The sequence below is a fragment of the Mycobacterium sp. SMC-16 genome, assembly GCF_046250085.1.
Classification (GTDB): domain Bacteria; phylum Actinomycetota; class Actinomycetes; order Mycobacteriales; family Mycobacteriaceae; genus Mycobacterium; species Mycobacterium phocaicum.
Window position 1 is genome coordinate 5,865,109 of record NZ_CP176427.1, and the last position, 14,806, is coordinate 5,879,914.

Annotated in this window: 12 protein-coding genes; 6 read left to right on the plus strand and 6 right to left on the minus strand. The window is 67.0% G+C overall.

Going from position 1 to position 14,806, the window contains the following annotated elements; translation table 11 throughout:
* Window positions 1–44 precede the first annotated feature (44 nt).
* Complete coding sequence (locus tag ACJEIK_RS28475; protein ID WP_036429724.1) at window positions 45–1,136, plus strand: IS630 family transposase; 1,092 nt, start codon at window positions 45–47, stop codon at window positions 1,134–1,136.
* On the opposite strand, the gene ACJEIK_RS28480 is transcribed toward ACJEIK_RS28475, so the two are convergent.
* Window positions 1,133–2,296, minus strand: coding sequence for a sulfotransferase (locus ACJEIK_RS28480; protein ID WP_267326058.1), 1,164 nt, complete (start codon window positions 2,294–2,296; stop codon window positions 1,133–1,135). The two genes, ACJEIK_RS28475 and ACJEIK_RS28480, sit on opposite strands and share 4 nt — an antisense overlap.
* Window positions 2,297–2,404: 108 nt before the next feature.
* Between ACJEIK_RS28480 and ACJEIK_RS28485 the strand changes: the two genes are divergently transcribed.
* The gene (locus ACJEIK_RS28485) at window positions 2,405–2,980 is read left to right on the plus strand and encodes a TetR/AcrR family transcriptional regulator (RefSeq protein ID WP_267326059.1); all 576 of its coding nucleotides are present in this window, start codon (window positions 2,405–2,407) and stop codon (window positions 2,978–2,980) included.
* Window positions 2,977–4,074, plus strand: a complete 1,098-nt coding sequence (locus ACJEIK_RS28490) for a DUF1214 domain-containing protein (protein WP_267325990.1) — start codon at window positions 2,977–2,979, stop codon at window positions 4,072–4,074. Before ACJEIK_RS28485 ends, ACJEIK_RS28490 begins: the two co-directional genes overlap by 4 nt.
* A gap of 49 nt (window positions 4,075–4,123) precedes the next feature.
* On the opposite strand, the gene hrpA is transcribed toward ACJEIK_RS28490, so the two are convergent.
* Both hrpA and ACJEIK_RS28500 read right to left on the minus strand, forming a co-directional pair.
* Window positions 4,124–8,044: an ATP-dependent RNA helicase HrpA gene (gene hrpA / locus ACJEIK_RS28495; protein WP_409430760.1), complete on the minus strand. Its 3,921-nt coding sequence runs from the start codon at window positions 8,042–8,044 to the stop codon at window positions 4,124–4,126.
* A gap of 25 nt (window positions 8,045–8,069) precedes the next feature.
* Complete coding sequence (locus tag ACJEIK_RS28500; RefSeq protein WP_133426246.1) at window positions 8,070–9,452, minus strand: oxygenase MpaB family protein; 1,383 nt, start codon at window positions 9,450–9,452, stop codon at window positions 8,070–8,072.
* Between the two features lie 112 nt (window positions 9,453–9,564).
* On the opposite strand from ACJEIK_RS28500, the gene ACJEIK_RS28505 reads away from it, so the two are divergent.
* The gene (locus tag ACJEIK_RS28505) at window positions 9,565–10,122 is read left to right on the plus strand and encodes a TetR/AcrR family transcriptional regulator (RefSeq protein WP_133426247.1); all 558 of its coding nucleotides are present in this window, start codon (window positions 9,565–9,567) and stop codon (window positions 10,120–10,122) included.
* 12 nt (window positions 10,123–10,134) lie between these two features.
* On the opposite strand, the gene ACJEIK_RS28510 is transcribed toward ACJEIK_RS28505, so the two are convergent.
* Window positions 10,135–10,653 carry a MarR family winged helix-turn-helix transcriptional regulator gene (locus tag ACJEIK_RS28510; protein ID WP_061003816.1) on the minus strand — a complete coding sequence of 173 codons (519 nt, stop codon included), beginning with the start codon at window positions 10,651–10,653 and terminating at the stop codon, window positions 10,135–10,137.
* 122 nt (window positions 10,654–10,775) lie between these two features.
* Between ACJEIK_RS28510 and ACJEIK_RS28515 the strand changes: the two genes are divergently transcribed.
* On the plus strand, window positions 10,776–11,237 hold the full coding sequence (locus tag ACJEIK_RS28515) for a hypothetical protein (RefSeq protein ID WP_409430761.1): 462 nt from the start codon (window positions 10,776–10,778) through the stop codon (window positions 11,235–11,237).
* 32 nt (window positions 11,238–11,269) lie between these two features.
* Here ACJEIK_RS28515 and ACJEIK_RS28520 read toward each other — a convergent pair whose 3' ends face one another.
* Window positions 11,270–12,163, minus strand: coding sequence for a mycobacterial-type methylenetetrahydrofolate reductase (locus ACJEIK_RS28520; RefSeq protein WP_406784068.1), 894 nt, complete (start codon window positions 12,161–12,163; stop codon window positions 11,270–11,272).
* A 155-nt stretch (window positions 12,164–12,318) separates the two neighbouring features.
* On the opposite strand from ACJEIK_RS28520, the gene ACJEIK_RS28525 reads away from it, so the two are divergent.
* On the plus strand, window positions 12,319–13,095 hold the full coding sequence (locus ACJEIK_RS28525) for a S9 family peptidase (RefSeq protein WP_061003773.1): 777 nt from the start codon (window positions 12,319–12,321) through the stop codon (window positions 13,093–13,095).
* A gap of 16 nt (window positions 13,096–13,111) precedes the next feature.
* Here ACJEIK_RS28525 and ACJEIK_RS28530 read toward each other — a convergent pair whose 3' ends face one another.
* Window positions 13,112–14,782, minus strand: a complete 1,671-nt coding sequence (locus ACJEIK_RS28530) for an alpha-keto acid decarboxylase family protein (RefSeq protein ID WP_061003814.1) — start codon at window positions 14,780–14,782, stop codon at window positions 13,112–13,114.
* Between the last annotated feature and the right edge of the window lie 24 nt (window positions 14,783–14,806).

A 14,806-nucleotide genomic window follows, 5' to 3' on the forward strand; every position in this document is an offset into this window, starting at 1 on the left:
GTGTCCTGCGCCGTAAATTAGTTGATTAATTGTAGAATTGGCGGGTGGGAACCAGGGGTAGGCCGGTAGTCGAGTTGGTGTTGACCGACGACGAACGTGAGACGTTGCAGCGGTGGGCCCGTCGATCGAAGTCCTCGCAGGCGTTGGCCCAACGTTGTCGGATCGTGTTGGGTTGCGCGGCAGGGAAATCCAACAAGGAAGTCGCCGCTGATGAAGGTGTGTGGCCGCAAACGGTCGGCAAATGGCGTGGACGGTTCCTGGAGGCGCGACTGGAGGGTCTGGCCGATGAGCCGCGTCCTGGTGCGCCGCGCAAGATCACCGACGAGGCGGTCGAGCAGCTGATCGTGGCCACGTTGGAGCGTCAACCCAAAGGCGCCACGCACTGGTCGCGGTCTTCGATGGCGGCTGAGACCGGGTTGTCGAAGTCAACGGTCGGACGGATCTGGAAGTCGTTCGGCCTCAAGCCGCATCAGGTGGACACCTTCAAGATCAGCAACGACCCGCAGTTCGTCGACAAGGTCCGTGACGTCGTGGGGTTGTATCTGGACCCGCCGGAGAAGGCACTGGTGCTCTGCGTCGATGAAAAATCGCAGATCCAGGCCTTGGATCGCAGCGCGCCGGTGCTGCCGATGATGCCCGGCATGCCCGAGCGCCGCACCCATGACTACGTGCGGCACGGAATCACCACCTTGTTCGCCGCCCTGGATGTGGCCACCGGCGAGGTCTACGGCTCGATTCACCGCCGGCACCGCGCGATCGAGTTCAAGAAGTTCTTGACCAAGTTGGACAACACCGTGCCCGCTGACCTGGACGTCCATCTGATCTGCGACAACTACTCGACGCACAAATCGCCGACAGTAACCAAATGGCTTGCCGCCCATCCCCGATTCCACATGCACTTCACCCCGACCTACTCGTCGTGGCTCAACCAGGTCGAGCGGTGGTTCGGGTTACTCACCGACCAGAAACTGCGCCGCGGCGTTCACCGCTCAATTCAGGCCCTCGAGAAGGACATTCGCGAGTGGATCGCAGACTGGAACGACAACCCCCGCCCGTTCAACTGGACCAAGACCGCCGACGAGATCTTCGAACGACTCGGTTCATATCTTCAACGAATTCCCGGCGCAGGACACTAGGCCAGGAACCGCTGCGTGTAGGGCGCGAAGCGGGCCTTCAGTTCATCTGGGTCGAGGCCGAACATCTCGCACGACGTCTCGACCCGGCCCAGCCGGCCGCGTTGATGGCCGGCAAGGTAGTCGGCCATGGCACTACGCTCGGCATCCGAAAGTTGTTCCTCGGCAAGGGCGAAGACGCTCTCCGCGGTACCGAGATCGTCGGCCATGAAGTCGTCGAACCGGATGTCGATGGACCGATCCCGGCCGATGATCTCCCGGTCCCGGACCAGCCCGGCGAGCATATGCTCCAGCCGCTGCACCCAGTACGCCGCGATGTGCTCGACCGGAACCGGGCTGCGATGCATCCGCGCGGAATAGGTGAGCATGGCGATCATCGACAACACCACCGGCACCGGGTCGCGATGCGTGAAAACACCGACCACACCGGGTAATTCGGCGTTGAGTACCGGTAGTTGTTCGAGATGCTGCGGCGACTTGAGCAGCCAGCGCCGACCGCCGCGCAGGAACTGCAGGGCTTTGAGCTGGGTCACCATGTGCCGGTAGTGCGGCGCCTGGTCGTGCGATTCGTAGTAGTCGCGCCAGGCGGGGACGTCCGCCAAGGTCTCGAAGTACATCGTGGAAAAGTCGTTGGCGAGCAACTGGATTTCCTCGTGCACGTGGTCGGTGGTCATCTCGTGCATCAGCGGGAAATGCGGCATGACGATGTTCATCACGTTGATCGCGACGTCCATCCGGGTACGCCGGGGGTCCGGCTCGATACCCGCCTCGGACGCCAGCGGGAACGGCTCCATCGACTCCCAGTACGGCAGGGTCCGGAAGGTCCCGGCGGCAGCCAGCAGATTGTGCAGGTGCGTGGTGCCGGTACGCGGCAACCCGACGATCACCACCGGAGGCAGCAGTTCGATGTCGTGAATCTCGGGGTGCCGCTTCAGCAGATCGGTGAGCAGCAGGCGGTTCTTCAACAGTTGCAGCAGCTGGCCGTAGAAGTTGACCACGCCCGGGCCGTTGAATCCGTCGATCTGCCGGAGCGCGCCCAGCAGCACATCGAGACGTTCGCGATAGTCGGCGGGACCGAAGTCGTCGAGGCCGGTGTCGGCGCTCGCCTTGGCGTGTAATGCGTCGGCGTCGAGGGGACACTCCGCCGCCATCATCGTCATCATGTCGCGGAACTGCTGCGCCTCGGCCGTGAAGGTGGGATTGGCCAGGTCATCGAGCCGGACAACATCTGTGGTGTCAGTCACACCAATTATGTTACTATGAGTTTCGTAATGGCGAAAGAACTTGGCAGACCTCGTGATCGGCGCATCGATGACGCCGTGCTGGAGGCGACAACCGCACTGCTCGGCGAGGTCGGTTACGCCGCGCTATCCGTGGACGCGATCGCCAAGCAGGCCGGCACCAGCAAGCCCGCGATCTACCGGCGCTGGCCCAGCAAGGCGCACCTCGTCCACGAGGCGGCCTTCCCCGCGGGTATCGCCACGGAACTGCCCGACACCGGTTCCCTCGCGGGCGATGTCCGAGCGATGGTCCGTGGCACCGTGGCGGTCCTCAGCACCCCCGCGGCGCGCGCCGCACTACCCGGACTGCTCGGCGAGATGACCGCTGACGCCACCTTGCACAGCGCCCTGCTCGACCGGTTCGCCGACGCACTCGGGCCCGGACTGCATGCGCGCCTCGACGCCGCCGCAGCCCGCGGCGAACTCCGCGCCGACGTCACCGCCACCGACCTGACCGAGGCCATCACGGGCATCGCCCTGCTCGCCGCCCTCACCCGTAGCACCGCCCCCGATGACGACTGGATAGACCGCAACACCACCCTGATCCTGAAAGGTATTGGCGCATGACCGAATCCGCTGCCGCATGGCGGGAACTCCTCGACACCCTGCGTGAGCTCGACACCTCATTCCTCGAGGGTCCGCGCGCCGTCACCGACGACCGCCAGATCGCCGACGGCTACCGCATGCTCGCGACGGGTCTCGGGGTGGCGCTGGACTGCTACCTGTTTCCCGAGCCCGGCCGGCCCCAGTTCGTCGCCGTCAACACCCCCACCCGGCATGACAGGCGCTGGGGCGGCGACAACACCGACGCCTACTACACCATGTGCCCCGTCGACCCGGAGCGCAAATACCGCGTTTTCGGCAACAAGGGCGACAGCGTCTACCTCTCGCTGACCGCATACAACGAGCCGTCTCCCGGCGCCTGGTCGAACAAGGTCGTCGCGATAATCCGGGACACCGACATCGAATTCGACGCCGACGGCAACTTCTCGTTCGAGCTCGGACCACTGCCCGAGGCGGCCGTCTTCCTCACCCGCGACTACCAGGCCGATCCGGCGACGGGCCGTCCCGTCACCTGGAACATCGAGGCACTCGATCCTCCGGAGCCGTTCCGGCACAGTGACGCCGCGACAGCCGCCGCGTTGCGGTCCAGCGCCACGTGGATCCGCACGCTGTTCGCCATCATGCCGATGCCGGTGGGCACCCGCCCCGACGAAACCTCGCTCGGCCACTCGATTGCCCACGTGGCCAATGAATTCGCGGCGCCGTACCAGGTGCCCGATGCCAACTTCGGCTGGTCGGCCCGCGACGCCTGCTATTCGTACGGCAGCTTCGTGCTCGCCGAGGACGAGGCTCTGGTCATCACCCATCGCCCGCCGGCCTGCCGGTTCTGGAACCTTGTGGTGTGGAACCAGTTCATGGCCACCCCCGGTGCCAGCGACGCCCGTAGCTCGCTCAACGGATACAGCGCGGTGCCCAACTCCGATGGCACGGTAACGGTCGTCCTGTCCCGCGGCACCACCACACACCCCAATTCGCTTACCACGCTGGACTATCCGCAGGGCAACCTGGCATTTCGCTGGTTCCTGACCGACCAGGTGCCGGACCGTCCCGAAGTCCAGCTGGTCAAGATCGCCGACGCCCCCACCTCGCCCTCCTGAGCGATTTGTGCACGATTTTCCGCGCTCACCGCGGAAAATCGTGCACAAATCACGGGACTATGGCGTCGATCGCCCGGTAGATCCGTTGCTCGCTGACGGGCCGCGGGGTGCCCAACTGCTGGGCCCAGAGGCTGACGCGCAGCTCTTCGATCTGCCGGGCGATGTCGCGGACGTCCTCGCCTTGGCACCGAAGCGGTGAAAGCGCCTGCAGCAGTTCGTCGTACGCATCCTGGACGGCGCGGACGCGGTCCATCCGCTCCCGGTCTGCGGCGGGAGCCTGAGGCAGCCGCTCCAGCCGCCGGCCGATCGCGGTCAGGTACCGGGTCAGGTCGGCGAGGTGGGTGACGCCCGTCGCCGCGACGAATCCGACCGGGAGCAGCCGGGCCAGCTGTGCGCGGATATCAGCGACGGCGTCGGCCTGGAGCGCAGAAGGCTTGTCGGGCAACGCAACCTGCGCCGTGTGCGCGGTGGTCAAGACGCGCTCGACGCGGCCGACGACGTCGAGCGTCGTCGGAACCAGTTTGGCGGCGACGGTGTCGCGCAACGCGCCGAAGCCAGCGGAGGTCCACACGGGCTTGGGCGCCAGCACCCGCACGGCGGCGTCGGCGCAATCCTCAAGGAGCGCAGCCAGGCTGCCGTCGGGATTGCTCGCCAGCGCGAGGCGCGCGCGGGGATTGAGCACGCGCTCGGCCGCCTTGACCGGCGACGGCGCGGCGAGCCGCAGCAACCGTCGCAGTCCTGGACCCATGGCCGCGGCCTGCTCCGCTGCCGTCGGGAACACCCGGATATCCACCGCCGCACCGGTATCCACGAACGCGGGAAATCCGCGCACGGTGTGCCCGCCGGCCGTGCTCTCCACGCTGCGCGGCAACTCGGACAGATCGTCGGGCCACGCCTTCAGACCCGTCCGCTGCAGATCGCCTGCGACGGCCCCGGCGACTGCCTGCCGCACCGAGCCGGCCAGTCGATCATGCAGCGCACTTAGGTCCTTGCCGCGCGCCACCTCGGCGCCGTCCTTCTCGACCGCGAAGGTGACCCGCAGGTGGTCCGGAACCTTGCTCAGGTCGAAGGCGTCGATCGGCACCAGAATGCCACTGCGCCTGCGCAGTTCGCGCTGCAGTTCCTCGAGCAGCGAGCCGTCTCCCGGATTGAGGTCCGGCAGCACCGCCCGCGCGGTGTCGGGTGCGGGCACGAAGTTGCGCCGCAGGTCCTTGGGCAGCGATTTGATCAGCGCCGTGACCAGCTCTTCGCGCAGCGCGGGCACCTGCCACGCGAAGCCGTCACCGCCGAGCCGGGCCAGCACCTCGACCGGAACGTGCACCGTGACACCGTCATCGGCGGCGCCGGGCTCGAATCGGTAGCTCAACGGCAGCGAGAGGTCGCCGGTCTGCCAGGTGTCGGGCTGGTCGGCGTCGGTGTCAGTGCGCAGTAGATCCTCGCGCGTCATGGTCAGCAGGTCCGGCGTCACATGCCGCTGCTTCTTCCACCAGGCATCGAAATGCCGTGCCGACACCGCGCTCTCGGGCACCCGCTGGTCGTAGAAGGCATACACCTCGTCGTCGCCGGCCAGCAGGTCGCGGCGGCGGGCGCGCTCTTCCAGCTCCTCCAGTTCGGTCCGCAGGCGGGTGTTGTCGCGGAAGAAGTGGTGCCGGGTCTGCCAGTCGCCTTCGACCAGCGCGTGCCGGATGAACAGCTCGCGCGCCACCACCGGATCGACCTGCGCGTACCCGACCCGACGGCGCGGCACCAGCGGCAGCCCGTAGAGCGTCACTCGTTCGAACCCCATGACCGCACCCCGGCGGGCGTCCCAGTGCGGCTCACTGAAGGTGCGTTGCAACAGATCTCCGGCGACCCGCTCGACGGTCTCCGGTTCGATGCGTGCCGCGATGCGCCCGAACAGCCGGCTGGTCTCCACCAGATCCGCGACGACGATCCAGCGCGGCGGCTTCTTGGTCAGCACCGAACCCGGCGCCAGGACGAACCGCGAGTTGCGAGCACCCTGGTAGTCCCGCGTCTCGCCTTCGCGCAGCCCGACGTGCGACAGCAGCCCTGCGGTCAGCGCGGTGTGGATGCGCAGCGGGTCAGCATCATCGCCCGACTCCCGGATGCCGAGATCGCCCGCGATGCTGCGCAATTGGCCGACCAGGTCCTGCCATTCTCGGATCCGCAGGTAGTGCAGGAATTCGTCGCGGCACATCCGGCGGAAAGCGCTGCCGGACAACTGGTTCCGCTGCTCGCGCAGGTAGTTCCACAAGTTGAGGTAGGAAATGAAGTCCGAATGCTCGTCGGCGAAGCGGGCGTGCTTCTGCCGGGCGGCCTCTTCGCGGTCCGACGGCCGCTCCCGCGGATCCGGGATCGACAGCGCGGCAGCCAGAATCAGTACCTCGCGGACGCAGCCTTCGGTGTCGGCTTGCAGGATCATGCGGCCGACGCGCGGATCCAGCGGCAGCCTGGCCAGCCGGCGTCCGACGTCGGTGATGGCGCCCTTCGTATCGAAAGCGCCCAATTCCTGGAGCAATTGGATGCCGTCGCGGATGCTGCGCGCATCGGGTGGGTCCAGGAACGGGAAGGCCTCGATATCGCCGAGCCCCAGCGCCGCCATCTGCAGGATGACCGCACCGAGGTTGGTGCGCAGGATCTCCGGGTCGGTGTAGCGAGGCCGCGACGCGAAGTCCTCTTCCGAGTACAGCCGGATACACACACCCGGAGCGGTACGACCGGACCGGCCGGACCGCTGCGCGGCCGACGCCTGCGAGATCGGTTCGATCGGCAACCGCTGCACCTTGGTGCGCCGGCTGTACCGCGATATGCGCGCCGTGCCCGGGTCGACGACGTACCGGATGCCCGGCACCGTCAGGGAGGTTTCGGCGACGTTGGTGGCCAATACGATCCGGCGCGGCCCACCGGGCTTCGCGTTGAAAACCTTCTGCTGATCCGCGGTGGGCAGCCGGGCGTACAGCGGCAGGATCTCGGTCGGAAATGTGTCGCCGGACAGCGCATCCCGCAACGCCTCTGCGGTGTCCCGGATCTCGCGCTCGCCGGACAGGAAGACGAGCACATCGCCGGCCGGTTCGGATTCCAGCTCACGCACCGCGTCGACGATGGCTTCGGTCTGGTCCCGCGGCTCGGTGCGGACGATCTCGTGGTCCGGATCGTCGGGATCGTCGGTGTCGTCCGCGACGACCGGCACTTCCAAAGGGCGGTAACGGATTTCGACGGGATAGGTACGGCCCGAGACCTCGACGATCGGCGCATCGAAACTGCGTCCATGTTCGGCTCCGCCGAAGTGTTTCGCGAACCGCTCCGGTTCGATGGTCGCCGATGTCACGATGACCTTGAGGTCCGGGCGGCGCGGCAGCAGCTCGCGCAGGTACCCGAGCAGGAAGTCGATGTTGAGGCTGCGTTCGTGGGCCTCGTCGAGGATCAGGGTGTCGTACCGCAGCAGCCGGCGATCCCTCTGAATCTCGGCGAGCAGAATGCCGTCGGTCATCAGTTTGACCAGGGTCGAGTCGCTGGCCTGATCGGTGAACCGCACGGTGTAACCGATGGCCCCGCCCAGCGAAGTGCCGGTCTCGTCGGCGATGCGCTGCGCCACCGTGCGGGCCGCCAGCCGGCGCGGCTGGGTGTGCCCGATGGTGCCACGGATGCCGCGGCCGAGCTCCAGACAGATCTTGGGCAGCTGCGTCGTCTTGCCCGAGCCGGTCTCGCCGGCGACGATCACCACCTGGTTGTCGGTGATGGCGTTGGCGATCTCGGCACGGCGGTCGGTGACCGGCAGGTCGGGGTAGGTGATGCTCGGCACGGCCGCGAGCCGGCTGGCGATCACGCCTTCGGCTGCCGCGATCTGTTCGGCGATCTTCTCCGGGTTGTCGCCGCGGAGGTTCTTCAGCCGACGGTCCAGCCGCGCGGCGTCGCGGATGGTCAGGCCATCCAGACGATCACGCAGTTCGCGCAGCTGAAGGTCGGACACCAGTCCCAGGATAGGTGGTCCGCGGTCAGTCGCGTGTTGCCGGTGCGTGCGGGATCGGGCAGCCCGGCGCGATGTCGGCCGTCTGATTGTGGTGGTCGTAGGGGGTACCGGTAATCCCATTACGCGACGCCAGGAAGCGCGCCAGCTTGAGCGCCGTGCCCCACATGGCGGTATCGCTGCGGCGGGCGGCCGCACGAGCCGCGGCGCCCGGCGTGTGGTCGAGCAGGCGCCGGAAGCCGATGTTGACGTGGACCAAGACCGCCGCCGCGGCAGTCCACGGTATGAAATTGATATCGGCCCAACCGGTTCCACGGACCATGGCGCGCATCATGTCGCGGCCACCGTAGTAGGCCAGGAGACCGAGGAACGGGCTCACCCCGACTCGGGTCACCAGTGCCGACCGGAAGTTGTCAGCCGCGGCGCCGACCATGGTCTCGGTCCACTCCGACGGGCCGCCGGCGTACGCGACGATGAAGTCCATGGCCTCCAGGGCTTGCTTCGAGTCTTTGGGGATGAGTTCGTCGGCGACCCCGAACACGCGGGCGATGTACGCCCAGTACATCAGCGCCGCATCCAGATCCGCACGGCTGCAACGACGCCCGTGGGCGTGATCGATCAGCAGGGGCTGCAGGCCGAAGGTGATCGCCGCGTTCATCATCATCGCATTGGAGATGGGGTTGCCGTGTTCGGCGAACTGTTCGTCGCCCCAGGTGCGGCGCAAGCCGGCCCGAACCTGTGAGTGCATGAGCCGCACGCGCACGGTGTCCTTGAACGGCGCGGCGAAGCGGTCCAGCGCGCCGCGGTAGGTCATGTTGCGGAACCAGGCCATGGTTTCGAGGTTGCGACGGTAGAAGTCGTTGACCAGTCGGCCGGTTTCCCCGGTGGCATAGGCCACCTCGTCGCCGACGAACGTGCCGAAGGTGTCGCCCGCCGCCATGCCGAACTTCCCGGCGACGGAGGCGTTGTTCCAGAGTTGGCGGCCCCGTTCCCATTTCACCGGGTCGTACCACTCCGGCGGGTTGTCCAGGTCGGCGAACAACGCGATCAGCTCCGCGGGGGCGTGGTCGACCGACTCGATGCCGTGCTCGAGGGCCTGCTCCAGAAGTGCCCGGCCTTCGGCCATCCCGGTCTCACGGAACCGCGCGACGACGGCGTCCATCAGTTCGTCGCCCTGCCACAGGTGGTCGACGAAAAGGTCGGTCCACGGCGTCGCCTTCGGTACGTCGCTGAAATCCAGCCACGGCGACAGCTGCTGCCGACGGGTATGCGTCCAGATCGGCTCGAACCGGAGACGTGCGGGGGCGGGACGCAACGCCATGCCCTGCCGCCAGTAGTAGTCGTACGGATGACCACCGTTGGATACGCGTGAATTACCAGAACGACGCTGTTCTCGAGTCGACGATGCCATGCCAAAATGCTGACACGAGCATTTACTCGCATACAATTCGTTTCGTGACGGCCCGGTGAGCAGCACACAGAGGGTGCCGCGGCGCACCCCACGACAAGAACGCTCGCGTTTGATGGTCGAGCGCATCCTCGACGCCGGTCGGCAGGTACTGATCGAGCGGGGATACGACGGCGCCACGACGAATCGGATCGCGGAGGTCGCCGGCATCAGCCCGGGTTCGCTCTACCAGTACTTTCCCAACAAGGACGCGATCATCGCGGCGATCGTCGACGCCCACACCGACCACGTCGTGCGCTCGGTGACCACACGGCTGGTGGAGCAGGTTGGCCAGCCCGAAGACCTCGACAGCCTTCGGGAAGTCCTGGCGATCCTGCTGGACGCGATGGCCGAACAACCCGAGCTACTGCGGGCCCTGATCGAGCACACCCCGCGGCTCGGCCTCGGCAACAAGATCGCCGATTTCGAGCAACGTGTCGGCGAGCTTGCGATCGCCCACCTCCGGTTGCGGCCGCAACCGATTCACCACGCGGACACCAGAATCTGGATCGCGGTGCGCGCGGTCGAGCATCTGAGCATCCGCTACGTGCTCGACCGCCCGGACATCGACCACGACGAATTTCTCGACGAACTCGCCGCGCTCATGGCGTCCTACATGATGGTTCGCACCTGATCGGCCGCGACATCACGGGATGAGCGGATCGCGGCCGGTCGAGCCCATCGCCGCACCGGCCAGGCGATGTTCCAGCCCCTGGACGACGCGCAGCACGGTTGCCCGTTCCGCTTCGCTCAGATCGCCGACGGTCAACTCTTCGATCTCGCGCCACACACCCTCGATCTGGTCCCGCAGTCCGCGGCTGGCCGGCGTGGCCTCGATCAGATGGGCACGCTTGTCCTCGGGGCTCGGGAAGCGTCGGACGAACCCGGCATGCTCCAGCCGCTGGATCATGCGGGTCATCGTCGGCGCATCGGAGCTCGTGAGTCGCACCAGATCCGTCTGCCGAAGCGGGCCGCGGTCCCACAGGTACATCATCACCAGCTCCTGGCCCGGGTACAGGCCGAGGGGACGCAGCAGCGTCGCGATGATCGTTCGCGTCAGCCGGGTGAGTTGAAAGACCGCATGACTGACGGGACCGCTGCGGGCCGCCGTCGGCAATGCCATCGCCTCGCACGTCTCCCGGTCTTCATCGCCGTCCGTCGCCATCGACACCCCCAGAAACTCATTGGTTGTCTAACCATCTTACCTCGGCTAGATGACAAGGAAACCCCAGTTGGAATAGCCGCCGGAAGATACTTGTTCGAGCAAGTATCTAGAAAGGCGGCGCCATGAACACCACCCACCACACCGGCACCGAGCTCCGTCGTTCCATCTTGCGCCTCATGACAGGGACCGCCGTCGGACTGTCGGCGCTGTCCATCGCGCTGGCCGCGCCCGCGGCGGCGAAAGGCCCGCATCCCGGCCCGGTGATCGACCGCCCCGAGCCGACCAGTTCAGTCAGCGCGCAGACCAATGCCGGCCGCACGTCGACCACTCCGATGACACCCGCCGGACGCACGGCGCCCGGCGCCATCCCGCGATCTCAACCGGCGGTTTCCATCAGCGCGCAGCAGTACACCGGAGGGGCCGACAACCCCGCCGCGAATCAGATTCGTAAAACGTCGGACTCCACCGACGGTCCGGGCGACACCGCCCGACGCGCCGAGGTCCGCATGCCGCCCATGCCCGGCGGACTGACACCCGCCGACGCCGGCCGGCTGTTCGGGGGAATGGCCGGAGCCTCGAAATAGGCTCCGTCACAACGCCGTATCGGCGCGAGAGGCTAGCCCTTATCGGGCGCCCAGTACTCCAGCATCTCGGCGAACGTCTCGAACGCCGGCTTGGAGACGCCGTAGGCGGCTTCCAAGTGGATGCTGATCGGGAAGCCGAGCTCGCCGACGCCATCGATGACGCGCTTGTACAGGTCGAGCATCAGCGCGCGTTTGGCCGCGGGCTCCTCGCCGGCCAGCCGGGAAACGAAGTCCTGCTCGGCGGCGACCAGAGGGTTGCCCGGATCCTGGATCAGCCAGTTGATCAGTCCGACCTTCGACTCCATCTTCGGGACGAACCCGAACGACAGCAGAATTTCGGGGCGGTGCTCGGTGGTGGCAGCGAACTCCTTGAGGAAGCCCACGATCGTGTCCGAGTACAGCAACTGGGTCATGCCGTAGGTGGCGCCCTGGTTGATCTTGAAGTTGAAGCGGCCCTGCTCGCCGTCGCGCGTCGGGATCAGGATGACGCCGCGATTCGGCACCTGGTCGCGGTAGATCGTCAACGCGTCGGTCGGCGCCACGCCGGCGCCCTCGCCGTCGCTCATGGTGCGCGGGACGCCGACGAAAGCGATGCCGTCGAAGTCCGCGTCCTGCAGCACCGCCAGCCGCTTCGAGAGCGCGTCCTCGTCGAGGAACGACGTCACCTGCGTGCACAGCCCGCGGATCCCGGGCAGCTCGGGCTTCATCAACTGCCAGAAGTCGAGGACGTCCATCTTCGGCTTCATCTCGACGGGCCGGTCGCCGTCTTCCTCGATCATCCCGGGGATCATCACGTGCCGGATGCGGCCCTCGAGGCCGACGGCCGCGGCGTTGAGCAGCACCTTGTGCGCCTCGTCGACCGCAAACTGGGGGCCGCGCTCAATATTGGGCGGGACCAGTTCGAAGGCGATGGTGTTCAGGGTCACGACTCTGCTCCGGATCTCAGGACTACATACGGGGCGCAGGCGTCACTGACCGCTACGACCCGCAGGTCGTGTTTCCCGTGAAACCTCCACCCTACCGATGGCCTCCAGCAAAGAATCGGCCACGTCCGGCTTGCCAGCCGTGGTAAACCCGTCCCGTGGCTGAACGCGTCAAGTTCCAGAGTTCCACCGGCCCCATGCTCGCCGGGATCATCGACCTCCCCGAGGGCACCCCGCGCGGCTGGGGCGTCTTCTCACATGGCTTCACACTCGGCAAGGACTCCCCTGCCGCGGCGCGCATCTGCAAGCAACTGGCCTCCGATGGCATCGGGATGCTCCGCTTCGACGCCATCGGGCTGGGCGATTCGGACGGCCACTGGGGCGACGGGTCCTTCACCCACAAGACCAACGACGTCATCGAAGCGTGCAAGTTCATGTCCGACCGCGGCACGCCGTCGGCTCTGTTGGTGGGCCACTCGTTCGGCGGGGCGTCGGTACTCGCCGCGGCGCGGCAGGCGCCCGGGGTGCGCGCGGTGGCGACGGTCGCTGCGCCCATCGACCCGTCGCACGTCGAGAAGCAGTACGACGACATCCTCGACTGCGTGCTCGCCAACGGCAGTGCGCAGTGGATGGTCGGCGGCCGCGAACTGACCCTCAAGCGCGACTTCGTGGAGGACGTCCGCGCGGCCAAGCTGCACGCCAAGATCAAGGACCTGCACCTGCCGCTGTTGATCCTGCACTCCCCCACCGACAACACCGTGGGCATCGAGAACGCGAGTGAAATTTTCCGGACGGCCCGCCACCCGCGCAGCTTCGTCTCGCTGGAGGGCACCGAACACCTGCTCACCGGGCCGGGACAGGCCAAGCGTGCGGGACGGATCATCGGCGCCTGGGCCGACGCCTATCTGGGTCCGGACAAGGCGCGTCCGCGGTAACGCGACAACCCGCGCTTCAGTTACCGGCCGCCTTGTTGGCCTTCGCGATGGCCGCGGCGAGCTCCTCCAGTAGCGGCGGCACGTCCAATTCGGTCACCACGGCTTCGATGAAGACCAGATCATCTGGGTGGGCAGCCGCGTCGGCCAGTGCCGCGTCCAATTCGCCGCAGGTTGTCGCCCTGTGCGACAACGGGTTCCGGATACCCAGGGCAGCCGGGATGTCGCGCCACTGCCAGCCCACGATGTCGTTGTACGGCGCGGTGGGGCCGTGGATCGCGCGTTCGACGGTGTAGCCGTCGTTGTTCACCAGGATCACCACGGCGGGAACGCCCTCGCGGCCGAACTGGCCGAGTTCCTGGATCGTCAGCTGCGCGGCGCCATCGCCGATGAGCAACACCGGACGACGGTCCGGCTCCGCCAGACCCGCACCGAGTGCGGCCGGCAGCGTATAGCCGATGGACGCCCACAACGGCTGGCCGATGAACGCCACACCGCTGGGCAGCCGGTGCCGGGCCATGCCGTAGTACGACGTGCCCTGCTCGGCCAGCACCACATTGCCCGGCGTAAGAGCACCACAGACCTTGTCCCACAGGGCCTTCTGGGTGAGCGGCTGATCCGGTTCGAGCACCGCGTCGGGCGCGTCGGGCACCGGCTGCGGTACGGCGGGCGACCTGGTGGGCCGGGACTTCAGGATGCCGGTGATCGCCTCGAGCGCGGCCGACATGTCCAGTGGCGCAAAAACTTCCCCGGCCACGGTGCTCTGGTTGGGCCCGATGTCGATGGTCCGCGCGGGATCGATCTGCTGCGTGAACGATGCGCTCACCATGTCGGTGAACTGCACGCCGGCGGTGAGGAGCACCGGGGCGTCTTCGATGGCCCGCCGAACCGACTCCTGACTGGAGGTGCCGGCGTAGATGCCGAGGAACTCCGGCGCGGATTCGTCGACCAGGCTCTTGCCCCACATCAGCGTGGCGTGCGGCACGACGTCGGCCGCCAGCAGTGCCTCGAGCTGCGGGACGGCTTCCAGTCGGTGCACCAGCAGGTCGGCCAGCACCGTCAGCTGATGCTCGCCGATGAGACGGGCGGCGGCCACGGTGAACAGCGAGAGCGCCCGCGGGCTCGTGCCGCTGGTGTACCGCGGCAAGGGCCCGGTCGGTGGTTCGACGGGGAACCGGGCGACGTCGGTGGCCAGCATCAGGTAACCGGGCAGCTTGCGCTCGTGCACCTCGGACAGCACCCGGTCGATCTCGCGCGTGGCCGTGGCCGGCATGAGTTTGGCTTGTGCGCAGGTGATTTCGCGGGCAATGCGCAGAAAGTGATCGAAGTCGCCGTCGCCGAGCGAGTGGTGGATCACCCGGCGGGAGCCTTGCACGTCAATCGACGGCGTGCCGACGATGTGCACCACCGGGACATGCTCGGCGTAACTGCCCGCGATCGCATTGGCCGCCGATAGCTCACCGACACCGAATGTGGTGATGAGCGCCGCCATGCCGCGCAGCCTGCCGTAGCCGTCGGCGGCGTACCCGGCGTTGAGTTCGTTGGCGCTGCCGACCCACCGGAGATCCCGATGCGCGATCACATGATCGAGCAGTTCCAGGTTGAAATCACCTGGTACACCGAAAATCTCGGTCACACCCAATTCAGCGAGCCGGTCCAGCAGGTAGTCACCGACGGTGTACTCGGGCATCCCGGCCTCCCTGGGGTCGCTGGT